The following is a 16,274-nucleotide window of genomic DNA, read 5'->3' on the forward strand; positions in this document are numbered from 1 at the left end:
TAAGGCTTTAAAAAACTATTTTCCAACTTCCACCAGCAAAGTAGCGCTGCGCCAAAATGCCTTGTATTCCTTTCCGTTCAGATTGCCGGTCTCTTTCCAGCTTTTGGATGCTTCAATGTAGTAGGTACCCGGCCAAAGCGGAACAAATTCAGCCAACCCCTTTTCATCGGTGCTGATTTGTTTGCTCCATCCCGACGGTGAAGCGATAGTGATGTTCAGCTTTTCGTTTCCATTATTCTTGAAAAGGCCGCGCAGATTGAGGGGGCTGTTAACCTTATTGGTTTTCGTCGGATCTGCAAAGACATTTAATTCGTTGGCATTGGCACCCGGATTATTGCCGACATCGGCTTTGCCGACGGTTACTAATGCACTGGCATTGAACTGGTAAACCGTCGTTCCACCCAGGTCTTTCGACGTGTGGCCTACCGATAGCGTGTATACGCCCTGTTGCTCGGGAGTGAACTCGGCTGTGAAATGATCGTCGGCTGCAACGGTAGCCAGTTTAGTACGTTTCTGGTCGGGCGCGGTGAGCCAGAGCTCAAAATCCTTCACATCGGAATACCATTCGCCCAGCTTTTCAGGCTTGTCTCCGGGCTCGGCATAAATGATTTTAACCGCCTGTTTCTGACCGGCTTTACCTTTCGGGGCAGTCTGGATCCAGAGGGCATGAGCAAAGAGCTGCGCCGAGCAGCAGAGCAGAAAGGCGGCAATAAAAAGTTGTTTTTTAAACATGATTGAGATAAATGAGTAGTAAAAAGCGAAGGCAGAGCTGAGGGCACGCTTCGCATGTGGACTTGCAAATATAGTTTATTTGTAATAAGTCCAAATAATATTTAAATATAAATTGCCGCGAAACAATGCAATGCTTTACGCGAAGCAGGGCCAGCCTACCTAATACACGATTCCCAACCGCAACGCCCGCAGGCCGCTGAGCCCTTGCAGATCTTCCAGTTCGAGTTCTTCGCTATGGGCTTCGAGGGCATTGGTTTCCTGCAAATAATGGATGAAGGGCAGGTAATCTTCGATGTCGCGCTGATGCAGGTAAATGAGCGCAATTTTGTCGGGCTGGGTGAGTCTTTCCTGGGAGTTTTTGATCCGAACCTTGTCGATCCGCTTCTTGATCATCTGGTAACGGATATTGTAAGCGCCTTCCACATCGAATTTCCGTTCGTCGCTGCGGAAACTGATGTCGATCATGTGGTTATGGACAAAAATCAGCTGCGTGGTATGCAGCTCTTTCGGCATTTCACCGAGCAATGCACGGGTGAGTTTCGCCACTTCGATCATGGACGAGAGTTGCCATAACCGCAGGTTTTTGAGGTGGAAATGGTTGAATGGCTTATCGGGCGCAATCGATTGCCCTATGTAAATGTCGTATTCGATGCCGTCTGTCCGGAACTTCTCGAAATAACACGGGTACGACTCCTGTAACAGCTCTTTCTGGTCTTCGAAATACCGGTTTACGGCCGTGTTGATGAGTTCCATGGAGTGGTCGAGTTCCTGCCGGTGACGGTGCACCTCGCCCTGCACAGGGTGGGTGACCCCGATGTATGCATCGATGAGCGGCGCGGTGCGCGGGTCCTGCTGCGACAGGTGAATGAGATAATTGCGGGCCTCTTCATTGAGGAACATGTTCAGATTGTTCTCCGAAGTGCTGTTCAGTTCGCCCTGGCTTACCGCCTTTTGCCATTTGGTGCAATGGAAGCGCAGCTCTTGCATGAGCGACGACCGGTCGAAGCTGGCAAGCGCATTCAGCAGTTCATCCAGCAACTCGAGGTAGTGGCCGAGGTCGGCGCGGATGGAGCTATTACGTTCATTCGTGGAATTGCGGATGTCGATGGCACCATACAAGGGGTACACGTCGTAGAATGCAATGTTCTCGTTTACCTCGGGAAGGCCCTTTTTCCTGCGGTGCAGGTAATGCCAGGCGGCATCATTGAATTTCCATTGTACGGCGGGCTGTATCGAGGTGAATTTCTCTTTGATAATGCTTTCCAGTTCCAGATTGAACTCTTCTATATAAATGTCGAGCAGCTGTGCCACAGGCGCGAATGCCATTTCGAGGGATGCCAGCTTTTTCTCGTCGAAGCGCTCATCCTCCCAGGTGTGCATACAAAGCACGCCAACGAGTTTCTGATCCACAAAAAGGGGTACCAATGCCAGTGAGCGCACATTCAGGTCGCGGAATGGGGTAAGCCAGCCGATCTGACGCTCGTCTTCTCCCTGAATGTCGGGTGAGAAGAACGAATTTGGTTTTGAGGCATAACCTTCCGCCTGGCGCCGGAACTCTTCGGGCGTGAGCCGGTTTTCGCCCCAAATCTGAAAAAGCACGCCCGTACCTACCTGTCCGTACCCGTACACGGCCTGCCCGTTCACGCGCACGAAAGGGAAAAGGTCAAATTCAATGCGGTTGTTCTGCACCAATGTTTTCAACGACTGGATAATGCGCTGGTAGCGGTTGGGACTATCGCCGGGAACCCGGTTGAACTGCACCTTCTTGATATTTTCAACGGCCATTTTAGCTGTAACATCCGACACGGTGATCACCGCAAAGCCCCGGAATCGGAACATATCGAGCGGCAGCACCTTTTGCAATTGTAAATGCCCGTCCTTTTCGCTGAAATGCGCGTAGATTTCCACGAAGTTGAGGTCCGGCAGCTCCCGTGTGGCGCTTACTTCGACAAACTCGGGGCTAACCAGCACTTCGTAGAACCGGTAGAGCCCGGTTTCGACGTCCGTCCAGGCGTGATACTGCTGTATTTTCACCGGCACCTGGAAATTGTAAAGCCTTTGCAGGATTAGTGTGTAAATCAAATGCAGGCGCTCCCGCTGGTAGTCTTCGGGGTTCTTTTGAAGCTCGTACTGCGAATCGGCCGGCTTCATGTTCAGCATTTCGAAAAGCAGGTCGGTACCGTAAAAAATATGCGGGTACAGCGGCTGACACATGCCCCAGGCCAGCTTATGTTCTGATGCGAGGGGTGCCGAGAGGCTGCTGTAAATATATTCGAAGAAATCGCCGTACAGGTAGGCTTCGTCGAGCGGTACATCTCCCTGTGGGATCTGGTGCTCGTGGAAATAGGTCAGTATGTTCTTGTAAAAGGTAGATTTTAAGGTCTTCTCTTCCGCAACCCGCTGTTCGAGAAAGCGGATATAGGGCATAAAAGAAATGGCGGAATCGAGATCGAGGGGCAGCGCCCTCATTCCGGAGACGTCGAGTACTTCGTTTTTCATGGTGCTATGGCTATGCGAGCCTAAATATACGACACACCATTTGAAAAAAAGTGCGTTCCGGCCTGGTAGCCGAAACGCACCCGTTGGTTCCACCGAAATGCAGGCCGTTGATCAGGCCAGGTCCTCGCGGAATAGCCCGGGCTCCATTTTAATGTTGAGTTTTTGCAGCATTTCGGCGCGGTTGAAGCCGGTCCGCTGGTTTTCGGCGTTCACTGCCTCCCGCGCATGGCTCACCGCCTCTTCGCTAACCCAGGTAGCAATGGTAATGTATTCGGTATCGCCGGTTTCGGTCATGCGCTCGTACGCGTGGCTGCTGATGAGGCCGTCCAAAGTGCTGATAAACGTCGCGGCAATTTGCTGGCGTTCGAGAAAAGTGGCTTTGGATGCTGCGGGAATGAGGTACTTGCTGATGAACGCGACTTCGGTGTTTTGTTGTGCTTCCATGATTTTTGAATTGAATGTAAACAGCTTTTTCTGGTGGTTTTTGATGGATACAAAATTCCAAAGCAGCTGCCTGCCATTCTTGTAAAAAATCATTGATTTACCAGAATACCGGAGATTTGAAAAACTCGGTAGGGGTGAGCCCGGTAAAAAGTTTAAAGTCCTTATTGAAATGCGGCTGATCGAAATAGCCGGCGTCGAGTGCAATTTGAGCTAATGTCTGGCCCGAACGACCCTTTTCGATCACTGATTTCATTTTGACAATGTAAGCAAACTGCTTCGCCGAAAGCCCGGCTACCCGCCTGAAACGCTTCTCAAATGCATCCTGGCTCACGTGCAGCGACGCCGCCAGTTCCCTGATACGGAGTTGACCACCGGCATTGTGGATCTTTTGAATAGCCACCAATACCATATTATCCGGCGTTCTGCCGCTTACCCGGCTAAGCAGGAACCGCTCGATCAATGCAATACGGGCCAGGTGCGAGGGCTGTTCCGCCAGTTGTTCTTCGAGCAGGCCGGTGTCCCTGAAACCATCGAGGCAGTTCATGGCAATGCTGGTATCGCTCAGCTCATGCAGCGGTTCGCGGATGAACGGCGCAATGCCGCCTTCCCGGAAGACAACCAGGATGTTGATCGTGCCGGAATGATACTGCATGGCCCGTCCGGATTTCCGCAAACCCGAAACGACGAACGGTTCGAGCACATTGGTACCGCCATTGTGATTGACAGAAACCTGCCCGCTCAGCCTGAACACCATCACCGGCGAGGTTTCGGGCAGCACGTGATTAACCACTTCCGCAGGCGTTTCGATCACCTTATAGGATTGGATAAACGGGCTCAGCTCCGGCGTCGGGAAGTAGGTTTCGATGGTCATTATCCGGGGAACCGGAATGCAGCTTCAACGGTTCCCGCAGCCTGTTAAATCCTGTCCGCACCGCTTCGTAAAACTGTATCACATTTCCGGATTTTTGTATAAGCCGCCGGCGGAAGCGACCCGGTAAATTTGTAGCATCAAAACACCAAAACAATTGTCAATCATGTCAAAAACAATTTTTATTACCGGCGCTTCCAAAGGATTTGGCCGTATATGGGCAGAGGCTTTTTTGAAAAGAGGGGACAAAGTAGCGGCTACCGCCCGCAACACTGAAACGCTGAAAGACCTCGCAGCGCAATATCCCGACACGCTTTTAACCATTCAGCTGGACGTGAACGACCGCGCCGCGAGTTTCGCGGCGATCGAGCAAACCAGCCGGCATTTCGGCAGCGTCGATGTGGTGATCAATAATGCGGGTTACGGCCTGTTTGGTGCTATCGAGGAAACCAGTGAAAAAGAGGCCCGCGACCAGATCGAAACCAACGTTTTCGGTCTGCTGTGGGTGACGCAGGCGGCTATCCCCGTAATGCGGGCACAAGGCGGTGGTCACATTATCCAGGTTTCCAGCGTGTTGGGAGTTGCCACGCTGCCGGTACTGGGCCTTTACAATGCCTCAAAATGGGCTGTTGAGGGTCTCAGCGAAACGCTGGCCTCGGAAGTAAAAGACTTTGGCATCAAAGTGACGATCGTAGAGCCTAACGGCTTCTCGACCGACTGGGGCGGTGCTTCGGCCACTCACAGCGAGCCGATCGCACTATACGACGGCATTAAAGAAGCACTTTACGCAGGGTTGACGCCGGATACCATCGGCGATCCGCAGGCTACACCGGACGCGATTCTGAAAGTAGTCGACGAGGAAAACCCGCCTTTGCGAATCTTCCTTGGTAAAGTTGGGTTCCCTTGGTTGAACCAGGTGTACGCCGACCGCCTTGCAACGTGGGAAGAATGGAAAGAGGTAGCTGACGCCGCTCACGGAGGCCAGGTAACTGCCTGATTTTAGTTAAATTTGATTAAACTCATCAAATCTGCACCTTATACGGGTGCAGATTTAACCGTTTTAAAAACCATGGACCATTATAAAAGCATCAGCGAGCTCCATCGCGCCAGCAATTTGCCGGCTCCGGAGCATCCTATGATCAGCATGTTTACCTGCGATGAGCTGAAAAGCTGCACGCTGGGTTGGCGGGAGTTTACGACGGACTTTTACATGATCGCATTCAAAAAGATCAAAGCCGGGCATATTCTTTACGGCCGCACGAAATACGATCACGAAAACGGTTCAATGCTTTTCTCGAAACCCCGGCAGGTGATCGAAATGAATAATATCGAGCTGGAAGAAAAAGGTTTTATTCTTTACGTGCATGAGGATTTTCTGAACGGCCATCCGCTGCATTCGGAGATTCGCAAATATGGTTTTTTCGATTATGAAGCCAATGAAGCATTACATTTGTCGGAGCGGGAAGAGCAGATCATTTGGGATCTTTTCAGCCGCATTCAAAGTGAGTATTTCAATAACACCGATGAATACAGCCGCGACATTATGCTCACGCACCTGGATTCGATGCTGAAATATTCGCAACGTTTTTATAAGCGTCAGTTTATCAACCGCACGCAGCTTTCGGGCACCACGGTTTCGCGTTTCAATGCAAGCCTGGCGACCTATTTTGAAGATGGAAACTTTCAGGAAAAAGGATTGCCGTCCGTCAAACTCATGGCCGATATGCTCAACACCTCGCCGCGTTACCTGAGCGATTTGCTGAAACAGGAAACCGGCAAAACCGCCATCGAACTGATCCACATTTTTCTCGTGTCAGAAGCAAAAAATATGCTGCTTAGTACGGACAAAACCGTCGCGGAAACCGCTTATCTTCTGGGTTTTGAAAACCCGCCTTATTTTTCGAGGTTGTTCAAAAAGGAAACCGGATTGAGTCCGAATGAATATAAAAAACGGGTTGAATTTCCGGGGCAGGCCGGGGTGGCGTAGTCAACGGGCCCTTTCAAATATTTTTGCCTAAAAAATAGCAAATACCACCCCAGTAGCGTTCTAATAGCTGATTTGTGGATCAAATTCGTTTATTTGGTCGGTTTATTGGACGTTACTCTGGAAAATACATGATTCAATTGAAACCCGGGAAATACCGGCGTCGCATTCTTTTCTTGTGGCGGGGCTTTGGCATCGGGCTTGCCTTGCTGATTTTTTACATCGCTGCCGTTAACTACAATTTTTTCTGGCTTTTCGGGGGCATGCCCGACTTGAAGGCGCTCGAAAACCCTAAAAGCGAGATCGCCTCCGAGCTGATTTCGCAGGATGGGAAGTCGCTCGGTAAATACCTGATCGAGAACCGTTCGCCGGTGGAGATATCCGAAATTTCGCCCAACCTGATTAACGCACTGGTGGCTACGGAGGATACCCGTTTCATCAGCCATTCGGGTATCGACCCGCGCAGCCTTTTGCGGGTGGCGAAGGGCATCCTCACGGGCAATTCCAGCTCCGGCGGAGGCAGTACGCTCACGCAGCAAGTCGCGAAAAACCTGTTCAATACGCGCTCGGAAGAGTTTGAAGGAACACTAAGTAAAATTCCCGGCGTGCGGATCGTGATCGCCAAAACGAAAGAGTGGATACTTTCGATTATCCTCGAACGCAAGTATACCAAGCAGGAGATCATGCAAATGTACCTGAACACCGTGTCGTTCGGTAACAATGCATTTGGTATTAAAGTCGCAGCCAAGACGTATTTCAACAAAGACGTTTCCGAGCTTGATATTCCTGAATCGGCATTGCTGGTGGGCATGCTGCAAAACCCTACCATCTACAACCCTGTCCGCTTCCCCCAGAACGCCCTCAACCGCCGTAATACCGTGCTTGCGCAAATGCGGAAGTACGACGATATCACGGAAGACGATTTCAATGTGCTCAGCGCGAAGCCGCTCGGGTTGGAATTTGCGATGGAGACCCACGCCAACGGCCCGGCACCGTATTTCTGGGAGTCGATGCGCGGCTATTTGAAAGCCTGGGTGAAAATGTACAACGAGGAAAACGGTACAGACCTGAACCTCTACACCAGCGGCTTGCGCATTTACACGACCATCGACTCGCGTATGCAGGAGTACATGGAGGAAGCGCTCACGCGCCACATGCAGGCGCAGCAAAAGACATTCAATGAGCATTGGAAGGGCCGTAACCCATGGATCGACGAGGACGGAAAAGAAATCCCCGGGTTCATCAATACCGCTGTCCGTCGCCTGCCGTATTTCAATGTGTTGAAAAACAAGCTGGGCGAAGAGGAGGCATGGAAAGTGATGAACAAGCCTTATAAGATGAAGGTATTCTCATGGGATGGCGAAAAGGAAATGACCATGAGCCCTATCGACTCCATCAAATACTACAAACGCTTCCTGCGGGCGGGTATGATGGCCATGGACCCGCGCAATGGGCACGTGAAGGCGTGGGTAGGTGGGATTAATTTTAAATATTTCCAGTACGACCACGTGAAGCAGGGCAAACGCCAGCCCGGATCTACATTCAAACCGTTTGTATACACGGCGGGGCTGGATAAGAACTTCATTACCCCTTGTGAAAAGATTATGGATTCGCCTGTTACCTTCCAGGCGGGGATCGACGATGTAAACGAAGATTATACGCCGAAAAACTCGAATGGTGTGTATTCCGAGCAGCCGCTTTCACTGCGCCAGGCATTGGGAAAATCGGTCAACTCGGTGACGGCGAATATCATGAAGATGGTAAAAGCCAATACGGTAGTCGATTATGCCCATAAGCTGGGTATTACCAGCGAGTTGCCGGCTACCCCGGCGCTTTGCCTCGGGACCGGCGATGTGTCGGTCTACGAAATGGTGTCGGCCTACTCGTCCTTCGCCAACGGAGGATATAAGGTGATGCCGATGACGATCCTGCGCATAGAAGACCGCCATGGCAAGTTGCTGGCCGAGTTCCACGAGCAGCAAAGCCAGGAACTCAGTGAAAATATGGCGTATAATATGCTGTACCTTATGCGCGGCGCGGTGGAGGATCCGGGCGGTACCGCCGGTCGCTTGCGGCAGTACGGCGTTACCGACGGTAATGAAATTGCGGCCAAAACGGGTACTTCACAGAACCATTCCGACGGCTGGTTTATGGGCATGACGCACAATCTCGTGGCCGGCGTGTGGGTTGGAGGCGAAGACCGGAGCATTCACTACCGCAGCCTCGCCCTTGGCCAGGGCGGGCGTGTGGCGATGCCCGCGTGGGGCGCATTCATGCAAAAGGTTTACAACGACCAAACGCTCATTCAGTACCGTAAAGGCCCTTTCCCGAGGCCCGAAGGCTATACCGGCGAATGCGCTACCGATTCGACCCAAGTGTCGGAGGATGTATACACCCCTCCCGCCAAATCGGATGATGAAGGGGTGTTATTCTAAAAAAACAGGCAGGTCCGCAACGGCCTGCCTGTTTTCTTTATGCGGGTTTGATATTCTGATTTACCCGGAACAGGTTATCCGGGTCATATTTGGCTTTCACCTGGCTGAGCTTCTCGTAATTGCTGCCATAGGTAGCTTTCACGCGGTCGGCGCCTTCATCCATCATAAAATTGACATAGGCTCCGCCGGCGCCGTGCGGGTGCAGCTCCTGCCAGTAGTCGCGGGCGAAGCTGGTCACCAGGTCCCTTTCCGACGGATCCGGTGAAATACCGACGATCACCATCGACCACGTGGCGTCGCGGTAATTCCAGGCGGTGGCGTCGTTACTTACCCTGCCGGCAGCACCGTTGATAGGGTAGAGGTGCATTCCCGAGAAAAAATTGGGGATCCTGTGCGCGTGCTTGATGTGCACGTCCATGACTTCTGAACTGAGGTGTTTTACAAAATCGCCTTTCCAGTACCAATAGTATCCGGGTACGAAAAGGTCGTCGAACATACTTTGGAGCGCGGGAACAGGCAGTGGGCCGACGGCGTCGATCAAGGGTTTGCGGACTTTGCGTACCATTTCGAAAACCTCCGATGCTTCTTCCTCGTCAATGCATGACCACACAATGCCGCACATCAGTTGCAGGTGATACTGCTCGGGAAATATAGGTGCAGGTGGTATTTTGTGAAAATTGAAGAAACCACTGACGCTGTCCGGAGCTTTCTTGATAAAATCCTGGTACCATTCCATCATCACTTTGGCGTCGTTGATATCCCAGAACATCGGTCCGCCGTACACGGTGTGGACCTCGTGTGCCCGGAAAAGAAAGGACGTTACGACACCGAAATTGCCTCCGCCGCCGCGGATGGCCCAGAAAAGATCCGGGTTATCGGTAGGAGATGCTTTTACCCTCGTCCCATTGGCCAGTACCACTTCGGCTTCGAGCAGGTTGTCGATCGTCAAGCCGCCGAAGCGTGTCAAATGTCCCAAGCCCCCTCCAAGCGTAAGCCCTCCGATACCCGTTGTGGCATTGATTCCCGTAGGTACGGCCAATCCGTAAGGATGGCCGGCCTTGTCCAGATCGCCGAGCAGGCACCCGCCTTGCGCCCGGATCGTGCGCGCCACAGGATCGACGGTCACATTGCGCATAGCCGACAAATCAATAACTAACCCTTGGTCACATACGCCGAGGCCGGCGCCATTATGGCCTCCGCCGCGTACGGCTACCAGCAGGTCGTTTTCGCGCGCAAATCGAACGGCCTTGACGACGTCCGTCTCGTCCGCGCAACGTACAATGAACTCGGGGCATTTGTCCACCATGCCGTTATGGACTTTTCTGGCGGTATCGTAGTCGGTGTCACCGGGGGTAATAACCCTGCCCCTGAAATGGGGGATCGTTTTAGAGGAACTGTTTGCTTCCATCTGAGAAGGGGTTTAAATAGAAAACAAGAAACCTACCGGTCCGGGTGGGCCGAATTTCAGATGATTGTGGTGTAGCAAAGCGTAAGGATGCGCAAAGAGCCGTGGCTTCCGCGAGGGTGCGATAAAGTGCCGGCGGTTATAAATATACTAATTTTTGGTTTGAGGCTCAAAAAGTTAGGATTTTATAGCAGGCAAAATGTGTGAAAAAGTGTTTGATAAATCGGTCCGGCAGGTTTAGTTTTATGTTCGGGAATGCAAATCGCACTCTGTCCCCTAATCTGCCGGTATTAAGTTGAAAAATCCTTCGCAATGGAAATGGTTCCGTCCGCTCGTAATCCTCGTGTGGGTATTGCTGCTGAACCTTTTTCTTGTTCAGAAATTTATCGGAAGCCAGTGGAAAAGCGTGACCATCACACTGGCATGGCTCGGGTGTGCGCTCATTACCTGGCAGCTCATGGCCCGGTGGAGCGAGAAATGGCGGGCACGGTACCCTGATATAACCCAAACCCGGCAACGGATCTTCGGGACGTTTTCGGGCTATCTCGCGATTGAGGTGCTCAGCCAGGGCTTCTTTTTTGTGCTCGTGTATTTAGCGCGTTGGGATTGGGAGGTATTTACCTTAAAAGAATACGGCATTTACATTACCCTTTGCGTGGTGACGCTCTTCGCGGTGGGTGCCGTTTATGAGCTCATCTATTCGTTGAGCCAATATGGAATAGCATTGCAGGAAGAGGAGGCTATCAAGAAAAAGGCGCTCCAAAACCAGTTCGATAACCTTAAAAACCAGGTTAATCCGCATTTTTTGTTCAATAGCCTCAATTCCCTTTCTGCACTTATTGAAGAGGATCGCGTACAGGCCGGTGCGTTCCTGGACGAGCTTTCGAGCGTGTACCGGTATTTGCTCCACACGAGCGAAAACGGGCTGGCGTCCCTCAAAAGCGAGGGCGAGTTTATCCATTCCTACCTGTTCCTGACCAGCACCCGCTACGGCTCGGCCATCGAAGTAGAAATGAATATCGATGAAAGCTGCGCCCATTGCATGGTGCCCATGCTCACCTTGCAAACGCTCGTCGACAATGCGATCCGGAACAATGTGGTGATGAAACAAAAGCCTCTGAAACTGTCGATCACGACATACGGCAGGCAGCTCGAAGTCCGGAATTCGATTCAGCCGAAGCACGTGAATGCAGCGCGCGAGGGCCTGGAAACGCTGATTTCCCGGTTTCGCGACCTGAACCTCGAAGAGCCGATGCTCTTCGACGACGGGGAGACATTTACCGTAAGAATTCCCGTAGGATCAACCCGTAACCAATTCGAAACGACGTGAAGCTACTGGTCAGTTATACCAAGCAGGATATTTGGATTGCTCTTGCCCTGCTTCCTGCGTACATCGTGCTGATGAATTACTTGCTGGTTGGCAGCATTTATTTTTCGGACATTTCGGTGTTTGCAAAGGCGACGATCGTTTCCACTGTCGTTTTCGGGCTTGCCTATCAGCTCATCCACGCCCGGATCGGTTACTGGTTTCGCAGGCAGTTTTCGCATTTCAAGCAAACTCCCAAAAGAATGCTGCTCATGATCCCGGCGCATATCTTTTGTAACCTGGCCATTATCAGCGGGCTGTTCTTCCTCTATAAAGCAGCCGGTTTCAAGGGTTACGTATACGATCTCACCAGTTTCGAATGGGCGCTTGCATTGGGCGCGGTCATGAACGTCGTGGTTACGTGCATACACGAAGGCGTGTACGCGTTCGAGCTGTGGCAACAGAAGCTGCTCGAAACCGAGAAGTTGCGCAAGGCCAACCTCCAGAGCCAGTTCGAGAGCTTGAAACAGCAGATCAACCCGCATTTCCTGTTCAATTGCCTCAACTCGCTTTCGTCGCTGATCGAAGAGGATGCCGAGCTCGCGACGCAGTTCATCGACGAAATGAGCAATGTATACCGATACCTGCTGCGCAGTAACGAGTCGGAACTCACTACTTTGGAATCCGAACTCAACTTCGCGAGCTCCTATTTTCACCTCCTGAGCACGCGCTACGGGAGTAACCTGCGGTTAGAAGAAGAAATCGACCCCGCCTACCGCGATCATATGCTGCCGCCGCTCACATTGCAGTTGCTGATGGAAAACGTGGTGAAGCACAATGTGATCATGCCTCAGCAACCACTCTATATTCGGTTAAACACGACGATCGACGGCAGGCTTGTCGTCTCGAACAACCTCCAAAGACGCTCGGTTACAATCCCTTCCAGCCGGATAGGCCTGGCCAATATTGCTACGAAATACAGCCTCCTGGGGCAGGGAGAGATTAATATCGATGAAAACCCGCAGCACTTCTCAGTAAGTCTCCCGCTGCTGGTGTCGGAGTAGCGGTCACATCTTCTTCAAAGTCATTACGCTCTTGATCGCTGCCGATTCCCCGTCTTCGGGAAGGAGGTTGAAGCGTACTTTCAAAGTGGTTTCGGTCAGTTCGAGGACTTCCCAATCGTCTTTTTCCAGGCCGCTGGGCACACTTTTCATTTTGATGATCTTTGCCGCTTCGTCGTAGGCCCAGTTGGCGGTGTAGCTTTCCTGCTCCTCGTTTGCATTGCATCGCTTACTGCCGGTATTGGTAATGAACTTGCCGTCCTTTTGAAATACAATAAAGTCGTCGAAATCGCATTCGATGAGCAGCTGCATAAGATCGGTTTCCTTGTCGCCGTCCTCGTCGAGGTCAAGCGGCTTGACCAGGTCCCAGGTTTCGGTCTTCCATTTTTTGTCAGTGAAAGTGATTTTAACAGGCTCCGGTGTCACGTCTTTTTTGTCGTCGTCTTTACAAGCGGGGCTCGCGGCAGCGAGCAGGGAAAACAGGGCAATGTGAGTGTAGAATTTCATTTTCATGGCTAACAGATTTGCATTTGGTTGAGCCAAAATTAGCATGGCTGCATGGCTTGCGCCGCGGGCATTGTGCGCCAAACGGGACAAGCAGGGGATGAAGCGTACAAGGCGATGTATGGAGTGTTCGATCGGCGTAAATGTCGGTTCAGGAAGGTATTTTGCGGGTACCAGTCGGGGCGGAGACGTTTCATAGCCCTTAAATGCCGCTTCATAGGACGTTTATGTGTTTCCGTTTCCCGCAGGTTTCAGGAATTGGTTATCTTGACCTAACTTTTGATCCTAAACATGAACTGCAAAACCAATTTATGAAGGTATTATTGATTGAAGACGAGGATCTGGCCGTGAGAAAACTCTCCAAACTACTGACTGAAATTGATGGGAATATAGAAATCGTCGGCAAGGCCGCCAGCGTGCAGGAATCGGTGGATTTCCTGAAAGAGAATGAAGTCCCCGACCTTATTCTGATGGATATCGAACTGGCCGACGGCCAAAGCTTTGAAATCTTCGACCAGGTGAAAGTGGAATCGCCGGTGATATTTACCACTTCCTACGACGAGTACGCGCTCAGGGCATTCAAGGTTAATAGCATCGATTACCTGCTCAAACCGATCAAACGCCAGGAACTGGAAGCCAGTCTGGCGAAATACAATCGTCTCACCAGGGGTGCAGAGAGCGACGTTTCCAAAAATGCCAGCCATGTAGACCGCGACGCGATCGATTCGCTCGTCAAGCAGCTTCGCCAGCAAATGCAGCCTTCCGAATACCGGAAACGGTTTCTGGTCAAGCATTTGCAGCAATGGGTGCCGGTGGAGGTGAGCGACATCGCTTATTTTTACTCCGAGGAGGGTACCAGCCTTTTTAAATCAAAGAATAACCAGAAATACCCGGTCGATTACACCCTCGATGAGCTCGAAAAAATGCTCGACCCGGACTGCTTTTTCCGTGCTAACCGCCAGTTTATCATCAGCGTGCATTGTGTGCAGCAGATCAACCCGTATTTCAATAACAAGATTAAGCTCGCGCTTACGCCTGCGCCTGAGAGCGAGGTGATTATCAGCCGCGAAAAGGCAATGGATTTCAAGAAATGGCTTGGTAAATAGCTTTACGCAATTCATGCAGCGATAATGACGCTTCAAAGGATTTGACAATGGGAATCGCCGGCCGGCAAGGCATTTTTGCAATGTCGGCCCTGCCGGCAGTTTTCCAAACTGTTATTTCCAAAAGCCATGTTAAAAAAAGTCCTGAAATGGACCGGCCGTACGTTGCTGGTCATCGTGCTCCTTGCACTCGGTTATTACACCAAAGCCTACATCACAATCGGTAACCGGAAAAGCAAAGTATACCCGGTAAAGCCCGTCAAACTCGACATCCCGGCTGATTCTGCCACTATCGCACAAGGTAAGCGCCTTGTTACAACCAAAGGCTGCAACGACTGCCACGGCAAAGACCTGGGTGGGCGTGTCCTCTTCGAGCAAAGCGGGGTAGGGCGGCTGGTAGCCCGCAACCTCACCAAAGGAAAGGGCGGAATATCCCAAGACTACGACACCGACGACTGGGTGCGGGCGATCCGTCATGGCGTGCAGCAAGACGGTACGCCGCTTATTTATATGCCGTCGGCGGGTTTCAACAAGCTCAGCGAAACCGATTTGAAAGCGGTGATCGCCTATTGCGCACAGGTGCCGCCCGTCGACCGCGTGAACCCGCCCAGCGAAATTGGCGTCGGAGCGACCATCCTGGCCGATCTGGGAGAACTGGAACTGTTCGAGGCTGAGAAAATCGACCATAATGCAGCACCTCCGCTGGCGATCCGCGAGGGTGTTACGGCCGACTTTGGTAAATATGTGTCGCAAATTTGTACCGGTTGCCACAAATCCGACATGAAGGGTACGCCGGGAGAAGGTGGTACGCCCGACATTTCCTCGACCGGGAAAAGCGCCCGCTGGACCGACGAACAGTTTTTTCAGACGCTGCGTACCGGTAAGCGCCCCGATGGCACCGAGCTGAAAGCGCCTATGCCCTGGCAAATGACCGCCGCATTTTCGGATACCGAAATGCGCGCATTGCGGATGTATTTGAAACGTATCTGATCGTACTAATTTGCAGCATCGGCGGGGATGGCGTTGGAGTTTTCCCGAATTATTTGGAAATTGAACGCCATCCTACTCAACTCGTTTCTTCTCATTACTTAACCGGCCAGTCTGTCGGACTCACCTTTGGTTGCGATTTGTTCGCCCCCGTGGGTTAGTCCCTTGAAGTACAGTTATTTCACCGGCTTTTTTCTATGAGTAGAATCAAATGTTTAATTATCGATGAGCCGTATGCTTCGAGCGTACTCGAATCCTATATCGGCGAGTTGGAATCCCTGGAACACGTGGGAACATTTTACCACGCGATCGACGGGCTGATGTATCTTCAGCAGAATAAGATCGACCTCCTTTTCCTCGACATTATGCTTCCCAAAGTGACGGGAGAAGCATTTTTAGAATTGCTGCCCTGCCGACCCAGGGTCATTTTTCTGTCCGACCGGAAAAAGCGGTGGAAGCGCGGCGACGACTACATACTCGATTGCCTGGTGAAGCCCATTGCGTTCGAGAGTTTCCTTGCCAGCATTGACCGGTACTTTGCGGCAGTACCACCGCCGGTTGTGAAACGGAACGTGCCGACCAGGCGCAAGCGGTCCGCGCCGGATAGAGGGCCATTCATTTACCTGTTTTCGGGCAGGTCTGCGGTGAAGGTGTTTCTCGACGAGGTGCTGTACATTGAGGGAGTGAAGAAGTATACGAAGATCAAAACCATTGAAAAAGAGTTGATTGTTCATCAGGGACTGACGGAAATTGAAATTCGGTTTGCCGGACGCGGTTTTATGCGGGTACACCGCTCGCTGATCGTTGCGCTGAATAAAGTAACGGCATTCACCGAGCAGACAATCGAGATTGCCTCGCATATCCTGCCCGTGAGCGCACCCTACCGCAGGCAGGTCGCGCGGCGCATCCTCGCGGGCCTGAGGGACGTATAGCGCATTTTCGTTAA

General features: G+C 51.7%; 14 protein-coding genes. 8 read left to right on the forward strand and 6 right to left on the reverse strand.

Annotated elements, in window-relative coordinates; all coding sequences use genetic code 11:
- Nucleotides 1-15: 15 nt before the first annotated feature.
- The 4 genes from J2Y43_RS13410 to J2Y43_RS13425 form a co-directional block, all read right to left on the reverse strand.
- Nucleotides 16-732: a DUF4198 domain-containing protein gene (locus J2Y43_RS13410; RefSeq protein WP_309983334.1), complete on the reverse strand. Its 717-nt coding sequence runs from the start codon at nt 730-732 to the stop codon at nt 16-18.
- A gap of 159 nt (nt 733-891) precedes the next feature.
- Nucleotides 892-3,231, reverse strand: a complete 2,340-nt coding sequence (locus J2Y43_RS13415) for a GAF domain-containing protein (RefSeq protein WP_309983336.1) — start codon at nt 3,229-3,231, stop codon at nt 892-894.
- Between the two features lie 111 nt (nt 3,232-3,342).
- Nucleotides 3,343-3,768, reverse strand: a complete 426-nt coding sequence (locus tag J2Y43_RS13420; RefSeq protein WP_309983338.1) for a hypothetical protein — start codon at nt 3,766-3,768, stop codon at nt 3,343-3,345.
- A 4-nt stretch (nt 3,769-3,772) separates the two neighbouring features.
- Nucleotides 3,773-4,546 carry a helix-turn-helix domain-containing protein gene (locus tag J2Y43_RS13425; RefSeq protein ID WP_309983341.1) on the reverse strand — a complete coding sequence of 258 codons (774 nt, stop codon included), beginning with the start codon at nt 4,544-4,546 and terminating at the stop codon, nt 3,773-3,775.
- Between the two features lie 163 nt (nt 4,547-4,709).
- Here J2Y43_RS13425 and J2Y43_RS13430 point away from each other — a divergent pair, with 163 nt between their 5' ends.
- From J2Y43_RS13430 to J2Y43_RS13440, 3 genes are all read left to right on the forward strand, one after another.
- Complete coding sequence (locus tag J2Y43_RS13430) at nt 4,710-5,540, forward strand: SDR family oxidoreductase (protein WP_309983342.1); 831 nt, start codon at nt 4,710-4,712, stop codon at nt 5,538-5,540.
- Nucleotides 5,541-5,612: 72 nt separating this feature from the next.
- On the forward strand, nt 5,613-6,530 hold the full coding sequence (locus tag J2Y43_RS13435; protein WP_309983344.1) for a helix-turn-helix domain-containing protein: 918 nt from the start codon (nt 5,613-5,615) through the stop codon (nt 6,528-6,530).
- Between the two features lie 128 nt (nt 6,531-6,658).
- Nucleotides 6,659-8,962 carry a transglycosylase domain-containing protein gene (locus tag J2Y43_RS13440; RefSeq protein ID WP_309983346.1) on the forward strand — a complete coding sequence of 768 codons (2,304 nt, stop codon included), beginning with the start codon at nt 6,659-6,661 and terminating at the stop codon, nt 8,960-8,962.
- A gap of 37 nt (nt 8,963-8,999) precedes the next feature.
- Here the strand turns inward: J2Y43_RS13440 and J2Y43_RS13445 are convergent, their stop codons facing one another.
- Complete coding sequence (locus J2Y43_RS13445) at nt 9,000-10,370, reverse strand: FAD-binding oxidoreductase (protein WP_309983349.1); 1,371 nt, start codon at nt 10,368-10,370, stop codon at nt 9,000-9,002.
- Between the two features lie 292 nt (nt 10,371-10,662).
- Between J2Y43_RS13445 and J2Y43_RS13450 the strand changes: the two genes are divergently transcribed.
- Nucleotides 10,663-11,697, forward strand: a complete 1,035-nt coding sequence (locus J2Y43_RS13450) for a histidine kinase (protein WP_309983351.1) — start codon at nt 10,663-10,665, stop codon at nt 11,695-11,697.
- Entirely contained in the window at nt 11,694-12,737 is a 1,044-nt protein-coding gene (locus tag J2Y43_RS13455; RefSeq protein WP_309983354.1) for a histidine kinase, read from the forward strand. The genes J2Y43_RS13450 and J2Y43_RS13455 overlap by 4 nt, the downstream gene beginning before the upstream one ends.
- Before the next feature lie 3 nt (nt 12,738-12,740).
- On the opposite strand, the gene J2Y43_RS13460 is transcribed toward J2Y43_RS13455, so the two are convergent.
- Nucleotides 12,741-13,241 carry a lipocalin family protein gene (locus J2Y43_RS13460; protein WP_309983356.1) on the reverse strand — a complete coding sequence of 167 codons (501 nt, stop codon included), beginning with the start codon at nt 13,239-13,241 and terminating at the stop codon, nt 12,741-12,743.
- A gap of 308 nt (nt 13,242-13,549) precedes the next feature.
- Between J2Y43_RS13460 and J2Y43_RS13465 the strand changes: the two genes are divergently transcribed.
- The 3 genes from J2Y43_RS13465 (at nt 13,550) to J2Y43_RS13475 (ending at nt 16,260) form a co-directional block, all read left to right on the forward strand.
- Nucleotides 13,550-14,344: a LytTR family DNA-binding domain-containing protein gene (locus tag J2Y43_RS13465; protein ID WP_309983358.1), complete on the forward strand. Its 795-nt coding sequence runs from the start codon at nt 13,550-13,552 to the stop codon at nt 14,342-14,344.
- A gap of 126 nt (nt 14,345-14,470) precedes the next feature.
- The gene (locus tag J2Y43_RS13470; protein ID WP_309983361.1) at nt 14,471-15,331 is read left to right on the forward strand and encodes a cytochrome c; all 861 of its coding nucleotides are present in this window, start codon (nt 14,471-14,473) and stop codon (nt 15,329-15,331) included.
- A gap of 194 nt (nt 15,332-15,525) precedes the next feature.
- A complete protein-coding gene (locus tag J2Y43_RS13475) occupies nt 15,526-16,260 on the forward strand; it encodes a LytTR family DNA-binding domain-containing protein (protein WP_309983364.1) in 735 nt (244 codons plus the stop codon).
- Nucleotides 16,261-16,274 lie beyond the last annotated feature (14 nt).

Origin of the sequence: Dyadobacter sp. BE31 (assembly GCF_031457695.1) — a bacterium.
Classification (GTDB): domain Bacteria; phylum Bacteroidota; class Bacteroidia; order Cytophagales; family Spirosomataceae; genus Dyadobacter.